Annotated in this window: 19 protein-coding genes; 13 read left to right on the forward strand and 6 right to left on the reverse strand. The window is 73.2% G+C overall.

The annotated features are described in order from the left end of the window. Both BJ958_RS20920 and BJ958_RS20925 read left to right on the forward strand, forming a co-directional pair. Positions 1–1,977, forward strand: a complete 1,977-nt coding sequence (locus BJ958_RS20920) for a penicillin acylase family protein (RefSeq protein WP_179728777.1) — start codon at positions 1–3, stop codon at positions 1,975–1,977. Continuing rightward, positions 1,974–2,507, forward strand: a complete 534-nt coding sequence (locus tag BJ958_RS20925) for a GNAT family N-acetyltransferase (protein WP_179728778.1) — start codon at positions 1,974–1,976, stop codon at positions 2,505–2,507. Before BJ958_RS20920 ends, BJ958_RS20925 begins: the two co-directional genes overlap by 4 nt. A 22-nt stretch (positions 2,508–2,529) precedes the next feature. On the opposite strand, the gene BJ958_RS20930 is transcribed toward BJ958_RS20925, so the two are convergent. Next, a complete protein-coding gene (locus BJ958_RS20930; protein ID WP_179728779.1) occupies positions 2,530–2,994 on the reverse strand; it encodes a GyrI-like domain-containing protein in 465 nt (154 codons plus the stop codon). A 218-nt stretch (positions 2,995–3,212) separates the two neighbouring features. Between BJ958_RS20930 and BJ958_RS20935 the strand changes: the two genes are divergently transcribed. From BJ958_RS20935 to BJ958_RS20945, 3 genes are all read left to right on the forward strand, one after another. Continuing rightward, the gene (locus tag BJ958_RS20935; RefSeq protein ID WP_179728780.1) at positions 3,213–4,793 is read left to right on the forward strand and encodes an MFS transporter; all 1,581 of its coding nucleotides are present in this window, start codon (positions 3,213–3,215) and stop codon (positions 4,791–4,793) included. A gap of 21 nt (positions 4,794–4,814) precedes the next feature. Continuing rightward, on the forward strand, positions 4,815–5,375 hold the full coding sequence (locus BJ958_RS20940) for an HAD family acid phosphatase (protein ID WP_179728781.1): 561 nt from the start codon (positions 4,815–4,817) through the stop codon (positions 5,373–5,375). Positions 5,376–5,515: 140 nt separating this feature from the next. Next, entirely contained in the window at positions 5,516–7,564 is a 2,049-nt protein-coding gene (locus BJ958_RS20945; RefSeq protein WP_179728782.1) for a molybdopterin oxidoreductase family protein, read from the forward strand. Here BJ958_RS20945 and BJ958_RS20950 read toward each other — a convergent pair. Together BJ958_RS20950 and BJ958_RS20955 are read right to left on the reverse strand one after the other, a co-directional pair. Then, positions 7,533–8,327: a polyprenol monophosphomannose synthase gene (locus BJ958_RS20950; RefSeq protein ID WP_179728783.1), complete on the reverse strand. Its 795-nt coding sequence runs from the start codon at positions 8,325–8,327 to the stop codon at positions 7,533–7,535. The genes BJ958_RS20945 and BJ958_RS20950 overlap by 32 nt on opposite strands. Continuing rightward, a complete protein-coding gene (locus BJ958_RS20955) occupies positions 8,324–9,817 on the reverse strand; it encodes a hypothetical protein (protein ID WP_343052761.1) in 1,494 nt (497 codons plus the stop codon). Before BJ958_RS20955 ends, BJ958_RS20950 begins: the two co-directional genes overlap by 4 nt. A 140-nt stretch (positions 9,818–9,957) precedes the next feature. Between BJ958_RS20955 and BJ958_RS20960 the strand changes: the two genes are divergently transcribed. Genes BJ958_RS20960 through BJ958_RS20980 form a run of 5 tightly spaced genes read left to right on the forward strand, consistent with a single transcriptional unit; the run spans position 9,958 to position 16,218 of the window. Beyond that, positions 9,958–11,418: an FAD-dependent oxidoreductase gene (locus BJ958_RS20960; protein WP_179728784.1), complete on the forward strand. Its 1,461-nt coding sequence runs from the start codon at positions 9,958–9,960 to the stop codon at positions 11,416–11,418. A gap of 3 nt (positions 11,419–11,421) precedes the next feature. Then, positions 11,422–13,971: a nitrite reductase large subunit NirB gene (gene nirB / locus BJ958_RS20965; protein ID WP_179728785.1), complete on the forward strand. Its 2,550-nt coding sequence runs from the start codon at positions 11,422–11,424 to the stop codon at positions 13,969–13,971. Beyond that, a complete protein-coding gene (nirD, locus tag BJ958_RS20970) occupies positions 13,971–14,369 on the forward strand; it encodes a nitrite reductase small subunit NirD (protein WP_179728786.1) in 399 nt (132 codons plus the stop codon). The genes nirB and nirD overlap by 1 nt, the downstream gene beginning before the upstream one ends. Further along, positions 14,366–15,478 (forward strand): uroporphyrinogen-III synthase, encoded by a 1,113-nt coding sequence (locus BJ958_RS20975; protein WP_179728787.1) that lies wholly within the window; start codon positions 14,366–14,368, stop codon positions 15,476–15,478. The genes nirD and BJ958_RS20975 overlap by 4 nt, the downstream gene beginning before the upstream one ends. Further along, positions 15,475–16,218, forward strand: a complete 744-nt coding sequence (locus tag BJ958_RS20980) for a CbiX/SirB N-terminal domain-containing protein (protein WP_179728788.1) — start codon at positions 15,475–15,477, stop codon at positions 16,216–16,218. Before BJ958_RS20975 ends, BJ958_RS20980 begins: the two co-directional genes overlap by 4 nt. Before the next feature lie 10 nt (positions 16,219–16,228). Here BJ958_RS20980 and BJ958_RS20985 read toward each other — a convergent pair whose 3' ends face one another. Together BJ958_RS20985 and BJ958_RS20990 are read right to left on the reverse strand one after the other, a co-directional pair. Further along, on the reverse strand, positions 16,229–16,990 hold the full coding sequence (locus BJ958_RS20985; RefSeq protein WP_179728789.1) for a hypothetical protein: 762 nt from the start codon (positions 16,988–16,990) through the stop codon (positions 16,229–16,231). 75 nt (positions 16,991–17,065) lie between these two features. Beyond that, the gene (locus tag BJ958_RS20990; protein ID WP_179728790.1) at positions 17,066–18,892 is read right to left on the reverse strand and encodes a hypothetical protein; all 1,827 of its coding nucleotides are present in this window, start codon (positions 18,890–18,892) and stop codon (positions 17,066–17,068) included. 78 nt (positions 18,893–18,970) lie between these two features. Between BJ958_RS20990 and BJ958_RS20995 the strand changes: the two genes are divergently transcribed. Together BJ958_RS20995 and BJ958_RS21000 are read left to right on the forward strand one after the other, a co-directional pair. Then, positions 18,971–19,168, forward strand: a complete 198-nt coding sequence (locus BJ958_RS20995) for a DUF7489 domain-containing protein (protein WP_179728791.1) — start codon at positions 18,971–18,973, stop codon at positions 19,166–19,168. Between the two features lie 67 nt (positions 19,169–19,235). Beyond that, the gene (locus tag BJ958_RS21000; RefSeq protein ID WP_179728792.1) at positions 19,236–20,405 is read left to right on the forward strand and encodes a calcium-binding protein; all 1,170 of its coding nucleotides are present in this window, start codon (positions 19,236–19,238) and stop codon (positions 20,403–20,405) included. Here BJ958_RS21000 and BJ958_RS21005 read toward each other — a convergent pair. Continuing rightward, positions 20,389–20,838 (reverse strand): MarR family winged helix-turn-helix transcriptional regulator, encoded by a 450-nt coding sequence (locus BJ958_RS21005; protein ID WP_179728793.1) that lies wholly within the window; start codon positions 20,836–20,838, stop codon positions 20,389–20,391. The two genes, BJ958_RS21000 and BJ958_RS21005, sit on opposite strands and share 17 nt — an antisense overlap. A 132-nt stretch (positions 20,839–20,970) precedes the next feature. On the opposite strand from BJ958_RS21005, the gene BJ958_RS21010 reads away from it, so the two are divergent. Beyond that, entirely contained in the window at positions 20,971–22,173 is a 1,203-nt protein-coding gene (locus tag BJ958_RS21010; protein ID WP_179728794.1) for an MFS transporter, read from the forward strand. The last annotated feature ends 20 nt before the right edge of the window (positions 22,174–22,193 follow it).

Below are 22,193 nucleotides of genomic sequence, written 5' to 3' on the forward strand. Positions count from 1 at the left end.
GTGCGCGACGCTCACGGAATCCCCAGTGTCTTCGGGGGTTCCGTGCTCGAGGTGGCCCGCGAGCAGGGCCGCGCCACGGCCCAGGACCGGGCCTGGCAGCTCGAGGTCGAGCGGCGCCGGGCGGAAGGGACCTGTGCGGAGCTGTTCGGCCCGAGCGCGCTCGAGTGGGACGTCCTGGCCCGCCGCGCGCTGCTCGTCGACCTCGCCCGCCGCGCGTACGCCGCCCTCGTGCCCGAGAGCCGCGCCTTCGTCGACGCGTACGTCGACGGGGTCAACGAGGTCCTCGAGCGCCGGTGGCAGCCGTGGACCCCGCTCGCGGTGTTCGCCGTGCAGCACCTGCTCTTCTCCGGCTTCGTGAGCCAGCTCTGGGGCCGCCACCTCGCCGCGACGGCCGGCGAGGAGTGGCTCCCTCTGTTCCGCACGGAGGGCCTGCCCGGCGGCAGCAACGCCCTCGTCGTCGACGGCTCGCTCACCGTGAGCGGGCTCCCGATCCTCGCCGGCGACCCGCACCGCGTGATCGAGGCCCCCGGGTGCTACGCCCAGGTCCGCCTGGTCTGTACCGACCCCGACGACCCCTTCGACGTCGCCGGCCTCACCTTCGTCGGCGTGCCCGGCGTCCAGCACTTCGGCCATGCCGGCGGCGTCGCGTGGGGGATCACGAACGCCGTGGCCGACGACGAGGACGTGTACGCCGAGGACCTCGTCCGCCACCAGGACGCGGTCATCGCCCGCGGCAGGTCGGGCTGGGAGCCGGTCGCACGCCGGGTCGAGCAGGTGCGGGTCCTGGTCGAGGAGGACCGGTACGACGTGCACGAGGTCGAGGTGCTCGTCACCGACCGCGGCCCGGTCGTGCTCGGCGGACCGGGCGAGCCGGACACGTACAGCCTGCGCACCCCGTCCCACGTGCTCGGCGACCTCGGCCTCGACGCGATCCTCCCGCTGCTGCGCGCCCGCACGAGCGCCGACGTGACCGCCGCCTTCACCGGCTGGGTGGGACCGGTCGACAACCTCGTCGTCGGCGACCGCCACGGTGCGACCGAGCACCGCGTCGTCGGCCGGATCCCCGAGCGCGACGCGGACCGCCGCTGGACCGGCGGCTGGGTCGCCGACCTGCCCCGCCGCACCGGGCCCGTGCTGGTCACCGCCAACGACCGAGCCACCCCGGCCTTCGCGCGGGTCGGGACCGACTTCGCCCCACCGCACCGCGCCCGCCGGATCCGCGACCTGCTCGACGACCTCGCTGCCACCGGTCCGATCACCGCGGAGCAGGTCGCCGCCGTCCTCGCCGACGACCGCCAGAGCGCAGGATCCGCGCTCCTCGACGCCATCGCCTCCCTCCTCGACCTCACCGGCCGCGCCGCCGCACTCCGCGCCCGGCTGCTCGCCTGGGACCGCCGGATGGCGGCCGACAGCATCGAGGCCGCCCTGTTCGCCCGGGTCCGTGCCGCCGTCGTCGAGGGGCTGCACGACGCCCCCGCGCTCGCGGGCGTGGACCGCAGCCCTCACGGAGAGCTGTTCGCTCCCTGGTTCGACCTGCGCAGCCGGATACGCCTGTGCCTGCCCGCGATCCTCGCGGCCGAGAAGCCGTTCGGGGTCGACGTGCTGCAGGTCGTCGCCACCGCGCTCGAGCAGGTCGCCGCGCAGCCGGAGCCCGCGTCGTGGGGGACCGACCACGTCGTCGTACCCCTCACGCCGCACCAGCAGCTCGGCCTGCCCGCACCCGCGGGCACCGCGCCGCCCTCCGTGCCCCTCGCCGGCGACGACGACTGCGTCCTCGCCACCCGGGCGCTCGGTGGCACCGGCGCCTGCATCCACGGTCCCGTCGCCCGCTGGGTCTGGGACCTGGCCGGCGACAGCCGCTGGGTCGTCCCGCTCGGCGCGTCCGGTGACCCGGGCTCCCCGCACCACCACGACCAGCAAGCCGTCTGGGCCACCGGCGGCGCCCTTCGCGTGAACCGCACCCTGGAGCAGCCATGAGCATCGCAGTCCGCCCCGTCGACCCGGCCGCCGACGCGGCCGTCCTGCACGCCTGGGTGACCCAGCCGCGCGCGAGGTTCTGGGGCATGAGCGACCACTCGGTCGACGACGTCGCGCACGTCTACGCCTACATCCACGACCAGGCCCACCTCGCGGCCTACCTCCTCCTGTCCGGCGACCACCCGCTCGGGCTGCTCCAGACCTACGACCCCGCTGTCGACGAGATCGGCCGGTGGTACGACCGCGCGCCCGGCGACGTCGGCGTCCACCTCCTCCTGGCCGACGACCCGCGCCGCGCCGGCCGCACCCGCGAGGTCATCGCCGCCGGGCTCGACCTCGTCGCCCACCTGCCCGGCTGCCGCCGGCTCGTGTTCGAGCCGGACTCCCGCAACACCGCGTCGGTCAGCCTGCTCGAGCGTCTCGGCTGCGTCCGCGGCCCATTGGTCGAGCTGCGCACGAGCGTCGCGGAGAAGCCGGCGCAGTTCTTCTTCCTGGATCGCGAACGCGCGCTCGTGCTCGCCCGGCGGTGAGCCCGGGCACCCGGTCGGTCGGTCAGCCGACCGGCCAGACGATCCGGGTCTGCCAGGTGGAGGGATCGGGGTGGGACTCGGGGTCGGAGAGGTACGTCTCCCACACCTGCGCGGCAGGCTCGAGCCCCTGCTCGGACATCCACGCCACGAGCTCGCCGTAGGAGCGTTCCATCGTGTCGTACGGACCGACGTGGATCGCCTCGACGGCGCGGCCGCCGGGAAGGACGAGGCGATGGGCCCCGTCGCGAGGATCGGCGGGCCGGGACACGGGGAACCCGGCCTCCACCTCGACGGTCTCGTCCGGCATCCGGGGGTAGAAACCGAAGGGAGGACCGACGATCTCCAGGCCCGCCTCCTGGGCCTGCGCGGCTGCCTGGTGGAAGGCGTCCTCGAAGAACGCGGCAAGCTCGGCGCGTGGCACCTCGCCACGCACGGCGATGCTCTCCTGGGGCTCGAGGTGGACGACGTGCGGCGAGATGAGCGGCATGCAGCGAGTCTGGCGCCGTCGTCGCGGACGCCGGCAGGGTCGAAGGTCCCGGAGCACGCCGGCGACAGCCTCGGGACGACCCCGGCGGTGAGCCCGTGAGCCGCGTGAGCCCGTGAGACGGAGTTGACGAGACGAAATCTGCGGGCACACCGCGGCGAAACCGCCGGCCCACAGGCTTCAGGGGTACGAACCGGACCCGACCCTGCCAGGAGCCCGCGATGACCCTCACCAGTCCCACGGGTGGCGACCTCGCCGCCCGCGCACCCGAAGCGCCCCTCCGCCGACGGAAGGGCCGCTGGATCGACGACTGGCGCCCGGAGGACAGGCAGTTCTGGGAGGAGACCGGGGCGCCGATCGCCAGGCGCAACCTGGTCTGGTCGATCTTCGCCGAGCACCTCGGCTTCTCGGTGTGGCTGATCTGGAGCGTGAGCTCCGCCTTCCTGCTGGCGCAGGGCTTCGCCTTCACGCCCCAGCAGCTGTTCTTCCTCGTCGCGATCCCGAACCTCGTCGGCGCCCTCATCCGGGTGCCCTACACGCTCGCGGTCGGGAGGTTCGGCGGGCGGAACTGGACGATGGTCAGCGCCGGCCTCCTGCTCGTGCCCACGCTGGGCTTCGCCTACTTCGTGACCCAGCCGGGCACGCCGTACGCCGTCTTCTGCGTGATCGCCGCGACCGCCGGCTTCGGCGGCGGCAACTTCGCGAGCTCGATGGCCAACATCAACTTCTTCTACCCCGCGCGGCTCAAGGGCGCGGCCCTCGGCCTCAACGCGGCCGGCGGCAACCTCGGTGTCGCGATCATCCAGCTCTTCCTGCCCGTGATCGTCGGCGGTGCCGGCATCTTCGGGCTGGTCAAGGCCTCGGCGGGCGGCATCCACCTCGAGCGGGCCGCGTGGGTGTACGCCGGCCTGGCCGTCGTCGCCGTGCTCGCCGCCTTCCTCTTCATGGACAACCTGTCCAACGCCAGGACCGACACCAAGCAGCAGCTGAGCGTGCTCAAGCACAAGCACACCTGGGTGATGTCTTTCCTCTACATCGGCACCTTCGGCTCGTTCATCGGCTACTCGGCGGCGATGCCCCTGCTGATCAAGCTCAACTTCTGGCGCCAGCCGGTCCCCGCGGTGCACGGCATCGGCATCAACTTCGCGTTCTACGCCTTCCTCGGCGCGCTCGTCGGCTCCGTGGCCCGCCCGCTCGGCGGCTACCTCGCCGACCGCTTCGGCGGTGGCCGGATCACCCTGGTCGCCTTCGGCGGCATGGTCCTCGGCACGCTCGGCATCCTGGTCACCCTCGGCATGCTCGAGCCGCTCCCGCCGGCCCCCGACAAGGCGACGCTCGCGAAGATCGCCGCCGACCCCGCAGCGTTCCAGTTCCCCGACGCCGTGCGCACCGCGGTCGAGTCGAACGCCGACGTCTTCCCGCTGTTCCTCGGCATCTTCCTGTTCGTCTTCGCGTGCACCGGGATCGGCAACGGCTCGACGTACAAGATGATCCCGGCGATCTTCCGCACCGACGCCGAGCGCGCCACCGTCGCCGGCACCCCCGAGCGCGAGCTCGCCCTGCTCGACGGCACCAAGAAGTCGTCGGCCGCGGTCGGCATCATCGGTGCGGTCGGCGCCATCGGCGGGTTCCTCATCCCGATCACGTTCGGCTCCCCGTGGGTGAGCGACCCGCTGGCCGCCACGAAGACCGCCTTCGTCGTCTTCACCTGCTTCTACGTGGTCTGCGCCCTCGTGACGTGGGCCGTGTTCCTGCGGAGGACGACCAGCGCCGAGAGGGGGTACGCCGGGCTCGGCCTCTGACCGCTCTGCTGGAATGGGGCGATGCGCACCCTGGCACTCGCCCTCCTGCTGGTCCTGCTCCCGACGTCACTGGCGTCCGCGAGCGTCGAACGCGCCACTGGGCCGCTGCCCTCAGCGGCCCAGTGGCAGTCCGACGTGCGGGCCGTCTACGCGAAGAAGCGCCCGGGTGCCTACCTCACCGAGCGCGCGGCCACCGGCCAGAAGCGGCTGGCCATCGTGCTCGACATCGACAACACCTCCCTGGCCACGCACTACGCCTGGCCCGCGCCGATCAAGCGGACCCTCAAGCTGACCAGGAAGGCCGAGAGCCGCGGCATGGCCGTCGTCTTCGTCACCGGCCGCTTCGAGGACGGCCTGGCCGACGTGACGAAGGCCCTCGACGCGGCGGGCTACCACCACGACGGGATCTGCGGGCGCCGGCACGGCGAGGCGATCGCCGACGGCAAGCAGCGCTGCCGCGCCCAGTACGCCGCGCAGGGCTGGACCTTCGTCCTCAACGTCGGCAACCGCAGCACCGACTTCGTCGGTGGTGACTACGAGCGCAGGCTCCGGTTGCCCAGCTACGGCGGCGCGCTCAGCTGAGGCCCGCCCGGCCGCGACGGCGCGAGGACGGGGCGAGGACGGGGCGACAACGGGGCGCCCGTGAGTCCGTGAGGAGTCGTTGACGCCGGCGTCCTCCGCGCGGTCGCGATGCGCAACGCGGGTCCCGTGGAATGGGCGGCATGACCCAGTCCCACTGCCCCTACTGCAGCCTGCAGTGCGGCATGCAGATCTCCCGCAAGGGCCGCAGCGGGATCGAGATCGGGGCCTGGGAGGAGTTCCCGGTCAACGAGGGAGCGTTGTGCCGCAAGGGCTGGACGGCCGGCGGGCTGCGCGGCAGCAGGGAGCGGCTCACCACGCCGTTGGTGCGTGACCGCGCGACCGGCGAGCTGCGCACCGCCGGCTGGGACGAGGCGCTCGACCTGGTCGCCCAGCGCATCGCCGTCCTCCAGGCTGCCCACGGCAACGACACGGTCGCCGTCTTCGGCGGCGGCGGGCTCACCAACGAGAAGGCCTACCAGCTGGGGAAGTTCGCCCGGGTCGCCCTCGGCACCAGCCAGATCGACTACAACGGTCGGTGGTGCATGAGCTCGGCCGCCAGCGCCGGCAACCAGGCCTTCGGCGTCGACCGCGGCCTTCCCTTCCCGCTGGCCGACGTCGAGCAGGCGGACGTGGTCGTCCTCGTGGGGTCGAACCTCGCCGAGACCATGCCGCCCGCCGCACGCCACCTCGACCGCCTGCGCGAGAACGGCGGCAGGCTCGTCGTCATCGACCCGCGCCTCACCCCGACGGGCGAGCGCGCCGACCTCTTCCTCCAGCCCGTCCCCGGCACCGACCTCGCCCTCGCGCTGGGAGTCCTGCACCTGCTCGACGCCCAGGGCGCCGTCGACGAGGCGTACGTCGAGGCTCGGACCACCGGCTTCGACGACGTACGACGCGCCGCGGCCGCGTGGTGGCCCGAGCGGGTCGAGCGGACCACCGGCGTCGCGACCGACGAGCTGCGCGCTCTCGTCGCGCTGCTCACCGGCGCTGCGCGGGTGATGGTGCTGACCGCCCGCGGTGCCGAGCAGCACGCCCAGGGCACCGCCACCGTCCTCGGCTGGATCGACGTCGCCCTCGCGCTCGGCATGCCCGGCAAGCCGTACGCCGGCTACGGCTGCCTCACCGGCCAGGGCAACGGCCAGGGCGGGCGCGAGCACGGGCAGAAGGCCGACCAGCTGCCCGGCTACCGGATGATCGACGACCCCGCGGCCCGCGCCCACGTCGCCGGGGTGTGGGGCGTCCCGCCGGACTCGCTCCCGGGCAAGGGGCGATCGGCCTACGAGCTGCTCGACTCCCTCGGAACCGACGACGGCCCGAAGGCGCTGCTCGTCCACGGCTCCAACATCGTGGTCAGCGCACCCAACGCCACCCGGATCACCCGGCGCCTGGAGGCCCTCGACCTGCTCGTCGTCTGCGACATCGTGATGTCCGAGACCGCGGCCCTCGCCGACGTCGTCCTCCCTGTCACGCAGTGGGCCGAGGAGACCGGCACCATGACCAACCTGGAGGGACGGGTGATCCTGCGTCGGGGCGCGATCACTCCGCCCGAGGGCGTGCGCAGCGACCTGGAGGTGATCGCCGGCCTGGCCGAGAGGCTGGGCTCGCCGATCACGTTCGAGACCGAGCCGGAGGCGGTCTTCGAGGAGCTGCGCCGCGCCTCGGCCGGCGGGAAGGCCGACTACGTGGGGATCTCCTACCAGCGCATCGCCGACGAGAAGGGCGTCTTCTGGCCCTGCCCGACCGACGACCACCCCGGCACCCCGCGTCTGTTCGCCGACACGTTCGCCACCCCGGACGGCCGGGCCCGCTTCGTCGTGCCGGAGTACGCCGGCCCCGCGGAGGCGCCCGATGCGTCGTACCCGTTGCACCTGACGACCGGCCGCGTGCTCGCGCAGTACCAGTCCGGCGCCCAGACCCGGCGGATCCGCGAGCTCGCCGACGACGGGGCGTTCGTCGAGCTGCACCCGATGCTCGCCGAGCGGATCGGCGCCGTCGACGGCCAGCCGGTGCTGGTCCGCACGCGTCGTGGCGAGATGAAGGCACCGGCCCGGATCGTGACCACCATCCGGCCGGACACGGTCTTCGTGCCCTTCCACTGGGTCGGCGTCAACCGGCTCACCAACGACGCACTCGACCCGTCCAGCCGGATGCCGGAGTTCAAGGTGTGTGCTGCGGAGCTGCTGGTCTGAGTGCCGGGTGGGCAGCCTGCAGCTCCGCCCACCGCCAGCGGGCGACCAGCACCGCCGCCTCGCGGGCCACGTCGACGGTCATCTTCGACGCACCGGCGACCCGCTCGGTGAAGGTGATCGGGTGCTCCACGACCCGCAGACCGCGGCGCTCGGCGTGCCAGGTGTTCTCGACCTGGAAGCCGTAGCCGTTGGACTCGGTGCGCAGCACGTCGCAGCGCAGCAGGGCGGCCGCCCGCCAGGCCCGGAAGCCGGAGGTCGCGTCGCGGGTCTGCAGCCGGAGGGCCCGGCGGGCGTAGGCGTTCGCGCCCAGCGACAGGACCCGGCGGCGTACCGGCCAGCCCTCGGCGCCACCGCCGCGGACGTAGCGCGAGCCGATGACGAGGTCGTGGTCGGCGAGCAGGGCCAGCATCGCCGGGATCTCCTCGACGGGGTGCGAGCCGTCGGCGTCGAGCTGGATGACCGCGTGGTAGCCGTCGTCGACGGCGTACGAGAAGCCGGCACGGTACGCCGCCCCGAGGCCGTCCTTCGCGAGCCGGGTGACCAGGTGCACCCAGTCGCCGTGGGCGGGGTGGGCGCGGACCAGCTCCCCGGTGCCGTCGGGGCTGTTGTCGTCGACGACGAGCACGTCGAGGTGCGGCGCGCCAGCGCCGGAGCGGACGGCCGCGAGCCGGTCGAGCAGGGGGAGGATCGTCGACGCCTCGTCGTAGGTCGGCACGACGGCGACGCAGCGCAGCGACGCCGGGGCGGGCAGGAAGGTGCTCATCGTCGGCTCCAGACGTGCAGGTCGCCGAACGACGCCTGCTCGGTGTAGTGGTGTTCGAACCAGGTCTGCAGCTCCGCCGGGGCGGTGATCCCCCAGCCGGAGATGCTGGTGCCGGACACGACGACCCAGCGGGGCGCGTCGGCGCCGGACAGCACCGCCTGCAGGTCGCGCAGGCGCGGGTCGCGGACCCGGGCGGGCAGGCTCCACAGGTACTGGTACGGGCTGTCGAGCCCGGCGGCCGCGACGATGTCGGGGCGTCCGAACGCCACGACGACGCCGTCACCGGGACCGCCGTGGGTGCGCAGGTAGGCGGCCACCCTGGCGTCGCGGCCGATGGCGTCGTCGACGGGCACGGCGAGCTCGTGGCTCCACGCGCCGAGGGTGCCGAGCACGGTCAGGCCGAGGCAGGTGGCGAGCGCCCAGCGCCGCCAGCCGGTGGGCCGGACCAGGCTCGCGAGCAGCACCACGCCGGGGATCAGGCCGGTCAGGTAGTGCAGCCAGTAGCTGCCGCCGGCGGCCACGCCGACCAGCTCCCAGGCGACCATCGCGAGCGCCGCGACCCGCAGGGGTGCGGACCGGGGGCCACGACGCCACGCAGTGCGGGCCGCGAGGAAGCCGGTGACGAGCAGGGTCAGGGCCGCGCCGCTGGCGAGGAAGGCCTTCAGCACGAGGACGAAGCGCTCGGAGGTCGCCGGCGACGCGGACGACCCGATCACGGCCGAGGCCTGGAGCCGGAAGGTGACCACGGCGTCCCACAGCTCGGCGGGGGAGGTGCCGAGGGCTGCGGAGGACGCGACGACGACCGCCACCACTGCCGCCGCGCCGCCGGCGAACGCCGCCGTCCGCCGGCGCAGGTGCGGGACCCGCCCTCGCGAGAGCGGCACCAGCACGACGGCGAGCACGAAGACGTCGACCATGTTCTGCTTCACCAGCGCGGCACACGCGGCCGCCACCCCTGCCCCGGTCGCCAGCAGCAGGGAGCGCCGGTCCGCCTCGCCGGTCAGCGACGTGACGAGCGCGAGCACGCCCAGCAGCACGAACGGGACCGCCAGCACCTCGCCGTCGGTCTCCGGCATCCCGAGCAGCGGGCTGGCGAGGAGCGCGGCCGCGAGCACCGGCGCCAGGTGGGCGGTCCAGTGCGAGGCCCGGGGCGCCACCCGTGCTGCGAGCATCCCCGCCAGCAGCACCGTCGCCGCACTCGCGAGTGCGCCGAGCAGCTTGACGCCGGGCGCGATCAGCCCGTCGGGATGCAACGTCTCCGGGCCGAGGTCGGCGAGCCGGAACAGCCACAGCAGCAGCGGCGGCCGGTCGACCCAGTAGTCGCCGTACAGCGAGCTGCCCGGCGCCCACTGCCGCCCCAGCATGAGGAATCCGGCCTCGTCCGAGGCCAGCGGTACCCACAGGAACGGAAGCCATGCGAGGAACGCGACCACGCTCGCGACGTACGTCGTCCGAGTGGGCCGGGTGCGGCGCGGGGTGGGCTTCAGCACACGATCGACGCTAGGTCGGGCACCATGAAGGGACAATGAAGCCGTGATCCCGTGCGGTCGGTGAGCCCGTGAGGACTCGTTGACATCGGCGTGCAACACGAGCACACGGCCGCGAAACCTCGGTGTCCTTCGATGGACACATGACCAGCCGACCACACGCCGAGCCACCGCGACCGCGGCTCGTCGTCGTCGGTTCCGGCATGGCCGCGACCCGGCTGGTCGAGCAGCTCGTCGCCCGCAGCGCGCCCGCGCGGATGGACATCACGGTCCTCGGGGACGAGGACACCGCGCCGTACAACCGGATCCTGCTCTCCGCCGTCCTCGAGGGGACGCACCGCCCGGAGGCACTGACCCTGCGCGACGAGCAGTGGTACGCCGACAACGGCGTCGACCTGCGCCTCGGCGCCCGCGTCCTGGGCATCGACCGGGAGCGCCAGGACGTGATGCTCGTCGACGGCACCCTGGTGGAGTACGACGTCCTGGTGCTCGCCACGGGCAGCATCCCGTCGCTCCCGCCGATCCGCGGACTGGTGCGGATGGACGGCTCCCTGCACGAGGCCGTGCACGCCTTCCGCTCGCTCGCCGACTGCCGGCGCCTGCTCGCCGCGCTGCCCCACGGCCGCCGCGCGGTCGTCGTCGGCGGCGGCCTGCTCGGCCTCCAGGTCGCCCGTGCCCTCGGCGTGCGCGGCATCGGGACCGAGGTCGTCGAGGGTGCCGACCACCTGCTCCACCAGCAGCTGAGCGCCCCTGCCGCAAGGATCCTCGCCCGCGACCTGAAGAAGCTCGGCGTCGCCGTCTACACCGGTGCCCGCGCCGTCCGCCTCGTCGAGGGGCCCACCGGTCCGGCGCTGCGCCTCGACAACGGCTTCACCCTCGACACCGACCTGGTCGTGCTCACCGCCGGCGGCCGCCCCTCGACGGCGCTGGCCCGCGGCGCGGGGCTCGAGGTCCGCCGCGGCATCGTCGTCGACGACCGCCTCTCCAGCGTCACCGACCCGAGCGTCCACGCGCTCGGCGACTGTGCCGAGCACGACGGCCGCACCACCGGCTTCGTCCCTCCCGCCTGGGAGCAGGCCGAGATCCTCGCAGGGGTCCTCTGCGACGACGCGGTGAAGTACGACGGTGCGCGCATCGTCGCCCGGCTCCGCGCCACCGACCTCGACGTCGCCGTGCTCGGGGACGCCGCGGCCGAGCTCGCCGCCGGCGGCGAGGTGGTCGAGGTCGCGAACCCCGTGTCAGGGTCGCACCGCCGCCTCGTCGTGCGCGACGGCCGGATCGTCGCCGCCACCCTGGTCGGCGACCTGTCCCGGGTCGGCCTGATCACCCAGCACTTCGACCGGCAGACCGTCCTCGGGCCGAACGAGCCCGGTGAGCTGCTCCTGCCCCAGCGTGCCGCGGGAAGCGGCACCCGTGGCGTCGTGCTGCCCGACGACGCCGAGGTGTGCGCCTGCGCCGGCGTCACCGCCGGCCGGATCCGGGCCTGCTCCTCGCTCGAGCAGGTCCGCGACACCACCCGCGCGACCACCGGCTGCGGTGGCTGCGCCAGCACCGTCCGGCAGCTGCTCAGCAGCCGCCCCGCCCTCGTCACGAAAGGCTCATGAGACATGAACCAGCGCAAGCACCTGGTGGTCGTCGGCAACGGCATGGTCGGCCACCGCTTCGTGCAGGCAGCGATCGAGCGCGGTCTCACCGAGACCCACGACATCACCGTCCTCGGCGAGGAGCCGCGCCCGGCCTACGACCGCGTCGCCCTCACGTCGTTCTTCGAGCGTGGCGCGCAGGCGCTGTCCTTCCTCCCCGACGGTGCGTACGACGACCCGCGGGTCGAGCTGCGCCTGGACGCCGAGGTCGTGGCGATCTCCCCGCGCCAGCGGGTGATCACGCTCGCCGACGGCAAGGACCTGCACTACGACGAGCTGGTGCTCGCGACCGGTGCCTTCCCGTTCGTGCCGCCGGTCCCGGGCAAGGACCTCAAGAACGTCTTCGTCTACCGCACCATCGAGGACCTGGAGGCGATCCGCGCGGCGTCGAGGAAGGCGAAGGTCGGTGCGGTGATCGGCGGCGGCCTGCTCGGCCTGGAGGCCGCCAACGCCCTGCACCAGCTCGGGTTGGAGACCCACGTCGTCGAGCTCGCGCCGCGGCTGATGGCGGTGCAGATCGACGACGCCGCAGGATCCACCCTCAACCGGCACATCGAGACCCTCGGCCTCACGGTGCACACCGGTGCGATGACCGAGGCGGTGCTCGGCAAGGACAAGGTCACCGGCCTCGCGCTCAAGGATCGCAACCCGCTCGACGTCGACCTCGTCGTCTTCTCCGCCGGCATCCGTCCCCGTGATGCCCTGGCGCGGGCCGCCGACCTCGACATCGCCGAGCGGGGCGGCATCCTGGTCGACGAGCACTGCCGCACCAGTGACGAGCACATCTGGGCGATCGGCGAGTGCGCCGCCCCGGGCGGGCGGATGTACGGCCTGGTCGCGCCCGGCTACACGATGGCCGAGGTCGTCGTCGACGCGCTGCTCGGCGGCGAGGCCGGCTCGTTCACCGGTGCCGACATGTCGACGAAGCTCAAGCTGCTCGGCGTCGACGTCGCCTCCTTCGGCGACGCCTTCGCCACCGACGAGGACGCCCTCGAGGTGGTGTACGCCGACGCCGTGGCCGGCATCTACAAGAAGCTCGTCGTCAAGGAGCTCGCGAGCGGTGGCTACGAGCTGCTCGGCGGCATCCTGGTCGGCGACGCGTCGTCGTACGGCGTGCTCCGGCCGCTGGTCGGCTCGGGCATCGAGCTGCCCGACAACCCCGAGGAGCTGATCCTCCCCGCGGCCCGCGGCGGTGGCGTCGAGCTCGGCCTGCCCGACGACGCGCAGGTCTGCTCCTGCAACAACGTCACCAAGGCGGACATCGTCGCCGCCGTCTCCGACGGCGGTGGCTGCGACAGTCCGGCCTGCGTGACCGCCTGCACCAGGGCCGGATCCACCTGTGGCTCGTGCCGAGGCGTCGTGAAGAAGATCGTCGAGGACCACTTCGCGTCCGTCGGCAAGGTCGTCGACAAGTCGCTGTGCGAGCACTTCGCGATGACCCGCCAGGAGCTGTTCGAGGTCGTCGCCGTCCACGGCTACAACCGGTTCGACGACATCGTCGAGGGCCACGGCAAGGGGCGCGGCTGTGACATCTGCAAGCCCGCTGTCGCCTCGATCCTCGCCAGCCTGCTCAACCACCACGTCCTCGACGGCGCCAACGCGACGCTGCAGGACACCAACGACGCCTACCTCGCCAACCTGCAGAAGAACGGCACGTACTCGGTCGTCCCGCGCATCCCGGGCGGCGAGATCACGCCCGACAAGCTGATCGTGATCGGCGAGGTGGCTCGCGACTACGGTCTCTACACGAAGATCACCGGCGGCCAGCGGATCGACCTGTTCGGTGCCCGGATGGAGGACCTGCCGGCGATCTGGCAGCGCCTGGTCGACGCCGGCATGGAGTCCGGCCACGCCTACGGGAAGTCGCTGCGGACGGTGAAGTCCTGCGTCGGGTCGACCTGGTGCCGGTACGGCGTGCAGGACTCGGTCGGCATGGCGATCGAGCTCGAGCTGCGCTACCGCGGGCTCCGCTCGCCCCACAAGCTCAAGGGTGGCGTCTCCGGCTGCGCCCGCGAGTGCGCGGAGGCCCGGGGCAAGGACTTCGGGGTGATCGCGACCGAGAAGGGCTGGAACCTGTACGTCGGCGGCAACGGCGGTGCCGTGCCCGCGCACGCCCAGCTGCTGGCCGGCGACCTCAGCCGTGAGGAGCTGATCCGTTACCTCGACCGCTTCCTCATGTACTACATCCGCACCGCCGACCGACTCCAGCGGACCTCCACCTGGCTCGACGAGATCGGCGGCCTGGAGAGGGTCCGTGAGGTCGTCGTCGACGACTCGCTGGGCCTCGGCAGCGAGCTGGAGAGCAGCATGGAGCGCCACGTCGACTCCTACTTCGACGAGTGGAAGGCCACCATCGAGGACCCCGAGAAGCTCGCCCGCTTCGTGTCCTTCGTCAACGCCCCCGGCACCCCCGACCCCAACATCACCTTCCGTGAGGAGCGCGGCCAGATCCGCGCCGACCTCCCGGACGGCCCGGTGTCGCTGGGCGCCTCGATCCCGGTAGGAGCCCCGTGATGACGACCACCGAAGCTCGTCGAGCAGCGAGCGCCCGCGAGTGCGTCGAGACGTACGGCACCGCGATCTGTCCCCTCGACCGGATCGCCCGCGAGTCCGGTGTCGCCGCGCTGGTCGACGGCGAGGCGGTCGCCGTCTTCCGGACCTACGACGACCGGGTCTTCGCGATCTCGAACTTCGACCCGTTCGGTCGGGCCTCCGTGCTCTCGCGCGGCATCGTCGGGAGCCGCGGCGACGACGAGGTCCCGTTCGTCGCGAGCCCGCTGCTGAAGCAGCGGTTCGACCTGCGGACCGGGGCCTGCCTCGACGACCCGGCTGTCGTCGTGGCGACCTGGGACGTCCGTGTGGTCGACGGCACGGTGGTCGTCGGCGCTCGGCACGAGACAATCGAGTCGTGAGCGACCAGCCCCTGTCCGGCTTCAGGATCGGCGTGACCGCGGCGCGCCGTGCGGAGGAGCAGATCGCGCTGCTGGAGCGGCGTGGCGCCAGCGTGGTGCACGCGCCGGCGCTCTCCGTCGACCCCAACCGGATCGACGAGCCCGCCCTGCTCGCTGCCACCAAGCACGTGCTGGACCAACCCGTCGACATCTTCGTCGCCACGACCGGCATCGGCCTGAAGTCCTGGTTCGGCGCGGCGGAGCGCTGGGGCCTGCTCGACGAGCTGACCGAGCACCTGGGCGGTGCGGAGATCCTGGCCCGCGGCCCGAAGAGCGTCGGCGCGCTGCGCCGGTTCGGGCTGCGCGAGCTGTGGTCCCCGGAGTCGGAGGAGTTCGACGACGTGCTCGCGCACCTGCGTGGCCGCGACCTCACCGGCCTGCGGATCGTCGTCCAGGAGCACGGCCAGTCGCTGTCGATGGCCGCCCACGCGCTGCGTCGCCTCGGCGCCGAGGTCACCACCGTGGCCGTCTACCGGGTCGAGGGCGCCGACGACCCCGAGCCGATGTTCGGCCTGATCGAGGACATCGCCGGGCGTCGTGTCGACGCGGTCACCTTCACCGCCGCGCCCGCGATCGCCGCCATGATGCAAGCGGCTGGCACCACCGGCCATCGCGACGAGGTCGTCAGCGCCTTCCAGGCCGACGTGATCGCCGCCTGCGTCGGACCGGTCACCGCGGCCGCGTTCGAGATGTGGGGCGTGCCCTCGATCTACCCGGAGCGCTCGCGGCTGGCCGCGATGGTCAAGCAGCTCGAGGTCGAGCTGCCGTCCCGCGCGGGCGGTACCAGCCTCGACGTCGCCGGCCACACCCTGCTCCTGCACGGGGACGCCGTGCTCCTCGACGGCGCCGAGGTGAAGCTCTCGCCCGCGCCGTACGCCGTCCTGCAGGCCCTGCTCGTCAACCCCGGCACGGTCGTCTCGCGCCGCGACCTGCTGACCGCCCTGCCGTCCGGCACCGCCGGCTCCGAGCACGCCGTCGAGATGGCCGTGGCCCGGCTGCGTGCCGCCCTCGGCACCCGCTGCATCCAGACGGTCGTGAAACGTGGCTACCGCCTGGCGGTCGCCCCGTGACCCCCGGAGGTCGTCGAGCGGCCGCGTGCGCCGGCGAGCCGCGTATCGGGACGCTTCGGCCGCACCTGGTCACCGTCGCCCACGGAACGCGCACCGCGGCGGGCAACGAGGTCGCCCGCGAGCTCACCGCCGCGGCGTCCCGTCGGCTCGGCTGGGACGCCACGACGTCGTACGTCGAGCTGTGCGCACCGCTGTTCGCCGACGTCGTCGCCACCGTCGACACTCCCGCCGTGGTCGTGCCGCTGCTGCTCTCGACCGGCTACCACCTGCGCCAGGACCTGCCCGCCGCGGTGGCCGCCGCAGGCCGGGACGACGTCCGGCTCGGGGGCTCGCTCGGCCCCGACCGCCTGCTCGCCGCCGCCCAGGTCGACCGCCTCCGCGCCGTCGGCGCCGTGCCGGGCCAGCCGGTCGTGATGGTCGCCGCCGGGTCCACCGACCCCGCCGCCTCAGCCGACCTCGACGACGCCGCCCACCTGCTCGCCCACGCCTGGGGCGCTCCGGTCCGGCTCGCGACCCTCTCGGGCCGCGGCCGCCGGCTCGTGGAGGTCGTGCGCGCGGGCGATGCGGTGTCGCCGTACCTCCTCGCCACCGGCCACTTCCACCGCAGGGCCCGCCACGACGCCCTCGCAGCGGGCGCCACCGTCGTCGCCGACGTCATCGGGCCGCACCAGCGGCTCGTCGACCTGGTCGTCGAGCGGGCACGCGCCCTGGCGCCGCAGGAGACCCGGGCGTCCGCCTGACCACCGACGATCAGCACCAGTCGTCGACCGTGGGTCGGACCGGACGCCCGTCGACGCGGAGGTGGCCGTCCTCCCACGGCGGCGTGGTCGCACACTGGGACGGCCCGTGCCCCCGGATGGTGAGGCTCGTGATCGTTCCCGCCGGCACGACGACCGCCGCGGCGCGCCAGGACGTCTCGCCGTCGTCGACCGCGTCGGACTCCACGCGCACCGTCTCGGGGCCGGGATTGGAGACCGCGACGGACACGCGGTAGTCGCCCTCCGGCGTCTCGCTGCCCCCGGTGGCCCACACCGTCGGCGAGCGGCGACACCAGGCAGCGAAGGCCGGCCCGAGGGTGTCCTCGTCGTCGACCGGGTGGCGATCGGTCCGCGGCCCGCCGGCTCCGGTCGAACGCACCTCGAACACCACCCTCGACGGGGTGTCCGGGCAGGGCGCGAGGACCGTGCCCTCGAGCAGCACCTGCGTGCCGGCAGCCACGGGGACCGGCTCCGGGGGATGGTCGCTGTCGTAGCCGACGTCGACGGGGTACGACGAGCCCGAGGTGCTGCCGCCCGCCCACACCAGTCGCACGTCGTCCAGCACCCGGTCCTCGGCGTACCCGACCGTGATCGCGACCCGGACCCCGTACTCGCTGGTGGAGGCCTCGGCCGCCGCCGGGGCCGCGCCGGCGACGGGTGTCGTGACGCGGCCGCGCGGCGGCGGGTCGTCGCCGCAGCCAGCGAGCAGCCCGACGACCAGGAGCGCCGCAGCCGCGTACCGGACTCTGCCCATGCCGTGATCGTGTCCCGCCGACGTCACGGGCGCATCACCGATTGTCGGGGGCTCGACCGTGCCCCGGTGGACGGATCAGTCGTCGAAGGTCAGCCGGACCACCGTGCGCTGGCGCTCCCCTGCGGCCGTCACCGTGATGCCGGCTGCGTCGAGCGGCGCCAGGTCGGAGGGGGACAGGTCGCCGTCGGTCAGCTGCTCGGCCCAGTCCCCGCGGTCGAAGTCGATCCACGTGATGGTCAGCGCATCCTCGGCGTCGGGCACCACGTCCGCGAACCGTTCGGTGCTGCCCAGTGACCCCTTCGTCCGGGCGACCTCCTCGACGAAGCCGCGGTCGGCGCCGATCACCACCGCGTCGCCGGATCGCGCGGACGGCAGGGGGTCCTTGCCGCCGACGGTGGTGCGCACCTTCGCCAGCGCGGCCTCGACCTTGCCGGCGTCGCCGGTGATCCGGACCGCGAGGGGGACCTGCTCGTCGACACCCTCGAAGTCGAAGGCGTCCTCGAAGCCGGGGCCGGCGATCACGGCGAGGCTGTCGCCGCCGAGGTCCTCGAGGTCCTTCGCCGTGAGGCCCGTCGCCTTCTCGAAGTCGGCCAGCAGCTGCTTCGGCTCGGCGCCGAAGGAGAGCGGTCCGTGCGTGATCGCCTGCTCCGCCCAGCCGTCGCGGAAGCCACCGCCGAAGGCGAGCGCCGCGTCGCCCGGCAGCGCCGAGATCGCGGCCAGGGCGTCGGTGCCGTCGTACCGCACGGGGTCGCCCGACACGATCGGGTCGGAGACGACCTCCAGCTCGAGTGCGCCCTCGTCGAGACGCGCGACACCGCCGAGGCCGGTGAAGTCCTCGAGCCGGCGCCGGACGTCGTCCGGGATCGGCATGGAGAAGTCGCCCATGAGCTCCTCCTCGTCGATCTCGGGCATCTCCTCCTCGGACGCCACGCCGCCCATCCCGGGTTCGTCGGGGTAGAGCTCGTCCATCTCCTTCATCAGCTCGTCCTGCTCGGCGGGGGAGAGCTCGTCGAAGCGCTCCATCCGCTTCCACAGCCGCTTCTCCTCGGGTGACATCTCCGCCATGAGCTCCGCCCCGGCCTCCACGCCGTAGCTGTGCAGCGACGTGAGGCTGAGGAGCATGTCGACCGGGTCGGTCGACAGGCCCGCCGGGGCACCGACCATGAACGACAGGAAGGGGTGGTCGTCGACCGCGTCGAGCAGCGCCTGCCCAGCCTCGGGGGCGGCATACAGCGTCACCACGCCGGCATCGCCGGCCGCCGAGGTGAGCTCCTGGAAGTCGGCGTCGTCGCCGAGCCGGGTGCGACGGCCGTCAGCGACGACCTCCGCGGCGACCTCGTTGGTCCGGGCGAGCACGGCCCAGCCGTCGCCGAGGGCGTACCCGACCTCGTCGTCACAGCCCGCCGCGATCTCGTCGAGCCCGGCCCGCGCCTTGTCGACGTCGCTGACCTGGACCACCGCGACCGGCTCCGGGTCGCCCTTCCCGCCGGGCGACGGCACCACGGCGAGCGCGGCGCGGTCACCCGCCCAGGCCGCCAGGTCGTCGTACCCGATGTCGCAGCCGCTCTCCGCCGTCACCTGGTCCAGGAGCGAGCGGCGCAGGTCGTCCTGGCTGGTCAGGCCGAGGTGCTTCGCGAGGCTCGGGAACCTCTTCAGCGCCCGGTAGGCCTCGATCTTCTGACCGCCCGGCGGGTCGAGGTCGATGCCGACGTAGGCGAGCGTGTCTCCGGGCAGCGCCTGCGCCGCCTGCGGTCCCTGGGCCATCCAGCCCTGCCACGCCCACCCGCCGGCTCCGATCGCCGCCACCGCGCCGACGACGCCGGCGACCGCGGCCACGTGGCGCCTGCGGCCGGTGCTGGGCGGTGCGGGCGGCGTGGGGACGGAGGGCACGAGGTCGGTCATGGGACGACCGTAGGCGGCCACGCCGGGTTCCGAGGAAGGTTCTCCGGAAAACGGGACCCGGTCGGCTACGGTCGTCACATGGCTGAGACCTGGGAAGGCGTGGTGGTCAAGAAGTCGCGCGGCCTCTACGACGGCGCCAACCTGTACCGCCGCCTGAAGGTCCGCACCGCCGACGGATCGATCGTGAAGGCACGCGTCGACCGCGACGTGTGGGACGCCGTGGCGCTCGGCGACCCGGTTCGCCGGTCCGAGGACGGGACCGTCACCCGGGTGTGACGGAGGTCGGGAGTCCCGCCAAGCCGACCGCAAGCCCGCCACAAGCGGGGCGCCCGAGCATCGAGGGATGAGAAGAAGACTCCTCCCGGTCCTCGCGCTGGCGCTCGCGCTGCCGGCCAGCATCGGCCTCGCGTCCAGCGCCGAGGCTGCCAAGCCGCGCTGCAACGGCGTCAAGGCGACCATCGTCGGCACCAACAAGTCCGAGAGGATCAAGGGCACCAAGGGGCGCGACGTGATCGTGGCGCGCGGCGGCAACGACCGGGTCAACGGCGGTGGCGGCAACGACGTCATCTGCGGCGACGGCGGCAAGGACACCATCGACGGCGGGCCCGGCCAGGACTACGTGCACGGCGGGGCAGGCAACGACCTGATCGCGCTCGGGCCGGGCAACGGCGGGATCGGGTACGGCGACGCGGGCGACGACACGATGGCGACGGGTGCCACCGGGCAGGCCCTGTTCGGCGGCGAGGGCAACGACCTGCTCAAGACGTCGTGGCCGGTGACCCTCGTCAACGGCGAGGGCGGCAACGACACCCTCATCGGCGGCGCCGACCCCGACCAGCTCAACGGTGGCGACGGCGACGACCACGTCTCCGGAGGCGGCGGCGACGACGTCGACCTCAACGGCGGCTTCGGCATCGACACCTGCGACGGCGGCCCGGGCCGCGACAACTGCAACGGCGGCGCTCCCGGTGGACCGGGGAACTCCCCGACGGATCCGGACATCTGCACCTCCGAGGTGAAGCAGTCCTGCCAGGGCGAGGAGTTCCCGCAGCGCTGGCTGGCCAAGGTGAGCGCGGTCGAGAGGACCGACACCGAGACCAGGACCTGGTCGCTGCAGATGGTGCTGCTCCGTGCAGGCGACCCGACGACCAGCTCGTTCTGGCGCGAGGAGTCGGTCAGTGGGACCTTCTCGGTCCAGGGCCACAACGACGACTGCACCTGGTCGCACCAGGGCACGCTCGACCGTGACTTCACCGGCGACCTCGGCCTGGTGCCCGCCCAGAGCCTGTACTGGCTCGACGTCGTGGCGGGCGGGGTCGGCACCTACACGATCAGCTGCACGGGCGGCGGTGGGTACACCGAGGAGCAGGGCTTCCAGGCCTGGGCGGCCTCCGAGGGCGGACCGGACACGCTGCCCTGGGACCGCTCCCGGCGCGAGATCACCGGGAGCTGGCACGAGGACGGCTCCTACAAGGACGTCGATGCCGAGTGGGTGATCACCCCACTGGACTGACCGTCCCCACGAAGCGGACGAGGCTGGCGAGCTCGGGGACCTCGCCGGCCTCGTCCAGCGTCGTGCGCAGGACCTCGTCGTGCAGCGGGCGCGCCTTCTCGAGCAGCGCCCGGCCGGCCGGGGTGAGCTCGGTGTAGATCCCGCGTCGGTCGTCGGCGCAGAGGATCCGCGTGAGCAGGCCGCGGTTCTCCAGCCGCGTGACCAGGCGGGTCGTGGCCGACGCGGAGAGCGCGGCCGCGCGGGCCAGCTGCTGCATCCGCATGTGCCAGCCGTCCTGGCGGCTCAGCGCGTCGAGCACGGTGAACTCGACGACCGACAGGTCGTGGTCGCGCTGCAGCGCCTTCTCCAGTGCGGTCTCGATCAGCCCGTGCAGCGCGGCGAGCGTGCGCCAGCCCTGGGTGCGGATCTCGACCGCGTCGTCGGCGATGCCCATCGTGGTTCCTCCTGTCGGATGACGTCCAGCATACCCGAGTTGCGCTGGTAGTGCGCGTGTGCAACTATAAATACGACGCGTGTGCAACTAATGCACACGCGGACTATCTACTGACGCACCCCAGGAAGACACATGCCTGTCGCACTTCTCGCCCTCGCCATCGGCGGGTTCGGGATCGGCCTCACCGAGTTCGTGATCATGGGCCTGCTGCCCGAGGTCGCGGACGACTTCGCCGTCTCCGAGACCACCGCCGGCTACCTCATCTCCGGCTACGCCCTCAGCGTCGCCGTCGGCGCCATCGCGCTGACCCTCGCCCTCACCCGGGTGCCGCGCAAGACCGCGCTGCTGGGCCTGATGGTCCTGTTCATCCTCGGCAACCTGATCTCCGCGCTGGCGCCGTCGTACGGCGTGATGATGACCGGCCGGGTCGTCGCCGCCCTGTGCCACGGCGCCTTCTTCGGCATCGGCTCGGTCGTCGCCGCGCAGCTCGTCGCCCCCGACCGCAAGGCCAGCGCGATCGCCTTCATGTTCGGCGGGCTCACGCTCGCCAACGTGCTCGGCGTCCCGCTCGGCACCTTCCTCGGCCAGGCCGCCGGGTGGCGCTCCACCTTCTGGGCGATCACCGTCATCGGCGTGCTGGCCTTCGTCGGCATCGCCGCCCTGGTGCCGGCGGCCCGGGGAGCCGAGGCGGCCGGGATGTCCGGCACGACGAGCGCCCGCTCCGAGCTCGCCGCGTTCCGCAGTCCCCAGGTCTGGCTCTCGATCGTGGTCACCGTCCTCGGCTACGGCGGGATGTTCGGCGGCTTCACCTACATCGCGTTCACCCTCACCGAGGTGAGCGGCTTCGCCGCCGGCGCGGTGCCGTGGCTACTCGTCCTGTTCGGGGTCGGCCTGTTCGTCGGCAACGTGTGGGGCGGTCGCGCCGCCGACCGCGACCTGGTCCGCACCCTGCTCGCCGTCCTCGCCGCCCTGACCGTCGTGCTGGCGGCCTTCGCGCTCACCGCGGGCAGCAAGCCGCTGACCGTGGTCGCGCTGCTGCTCATGGGCGGTGTCGGCTTCGCCACGGTGCCCGGCCTGCAGATGCGGGTCATGCACTTCGCCAGCACCGCGCCCACCCTCGCCTCGGGCGCCAACATCGCCGCGTTCAACGTCGGCAACGCGCTCGGCGCCTGGCTCGGTGGCGTCACCCTCGCCGCCGGCCTCGGCTACACCTCGCCCCTGTGGGCCGGTGCTGCCATCACCGCTCTCGGCCTGGTCGTGCTCGTCGTCGCCGCGAAGGCGCCGGGCGGCGAGCTCCGCGCCGGCGTACCCGTCCCGGCTGCCGTCGCGGCCTGAGACCCCCGTCCCACAAGGAG

The organism is Nocardioides kongjuensis (assembly GCF_013409625.1).
Lineage (GTDB): Bacteria > Actinomycetota > Actinomycetes > Propionibacteriales > Nocardioidaceae > Nocardioides > Nocardioides kongjuensis.

What these genes read in the sequence shown, in the direction of transcription:
- BJ958_RS20935 (WP_179728780.1), top strand. Translation starts at nt 3,213, where the DNA reads ATGACCCTCACCAGTCCCACGGGTGGCGACCTCGCCGCCCGCGCACCC.
- BJ958_RS21010 (WP_179728794.1), top strand. Translation starts at nt 20,971, where the DNA reads ATGCCTGTCGCACTTCTCGCCCTCGCCATCGGCGGGTTCGGGATCGGC.
- BJ958_RS21005 (WP_179728793.1), bottom strand. Translation starts at nt 20,838, where the DNA reads ATGGGCATCGCCGACGACGCGGTCGAGATCCGCACCCAGGGCTGGCGC.
- BJ958_RS20950 (WP_179728783.1), bottom strand. Translation starts at nt 8,327, where the DNA reads ATGAGCACCTTCCTGCCCGCCCCGGCGTCGCTGCGCTGCGTCGCCGTC.
- BJ958_RS20990 (WP_179728790.1), bottom strand. Translation starts at nt 18,892, where the DNA reads ATGACCGACCTCGTGCCCTCCGTCCCCACGCCGCCCGCACCGCCCAGC.
- BJ958_RS20940 (WP_179728781.1), top strand. Translation starts at nt 4,815, where the DNA reads ATGCGCACCCTGGCACTCGCCCTCCTGCTGGTCCTGCTCCCGACGTCA.
- BJ958_RS20945 (WP_179728782.1), top strand. Translation starts at nt 5,516, where the DNA reads ATGACCCAGTCCCACTGCCCCTACTGCAGCCTGCAGTGCGGCATGCAG.
- BJ958_RS20995 (WP_179728791.1), top strand. Translation starts at nt 18,971, where the DNA reads ATGGCTGAGACCTGGGAAGGCGTGGTGGTCAAGAAGTCGCGCGGCCTC.
- BJ958_RS20985 (WP_179728789.1), bottom strand. Translation starts at nt 16,990, where the DNA reads ATGGGCAGAGTCCGGTACGCGGCTGCGGCGCTCCTGGTCGTCGGGCTG.
- BJ958_RS20925 (WP_179728778.1), top strand. Translation starts at nt 1,974, where the DNA reads ATGAGCATCGCAGTCCGCCCCGTCGACCCGGCCGCCGACGCGGCCGTC.
- nirB (WP_179728785.1), top strand. Translation starts at nt 11,422, where the DNA reads ATGAACCAGCGCAAGCACCTGGTGGTCGTCGGCAACGGCATGGTCGGC.
- BJ958_RS21000 (WP_179728792.1), top strand. Translation starts at nt 19,236, where the DNA reads ATGAGAAGAAGACTCCTCCCGGTCCTCGCGCTGGCGCTCGCGCTGCCG.
- BJ958_RS20960 (WP_179728784.1), top strand. Translation starts at nt 9,958, where the DNA reads ATGACCAGCCGACCACACGCCGAGCCACCGCGACCGCGGCTCGTCGTC.
- nirD (WP_179728786.1), top strand. Translation starts at nt 13,971, where the DNA reads ATGACGACCACCGAAGCTCGTCGAGCAGCGAGCGCCCGCGAGTGCGTC.
- BJ958_RS20930 (WP_179728779.1), bottom strand. Translation starts at nt 2,994, where the DNA reads ATGCCGCTCATCTCGCCGCACGTCGTCCACCTCGAGCCCCAGGAGAGC.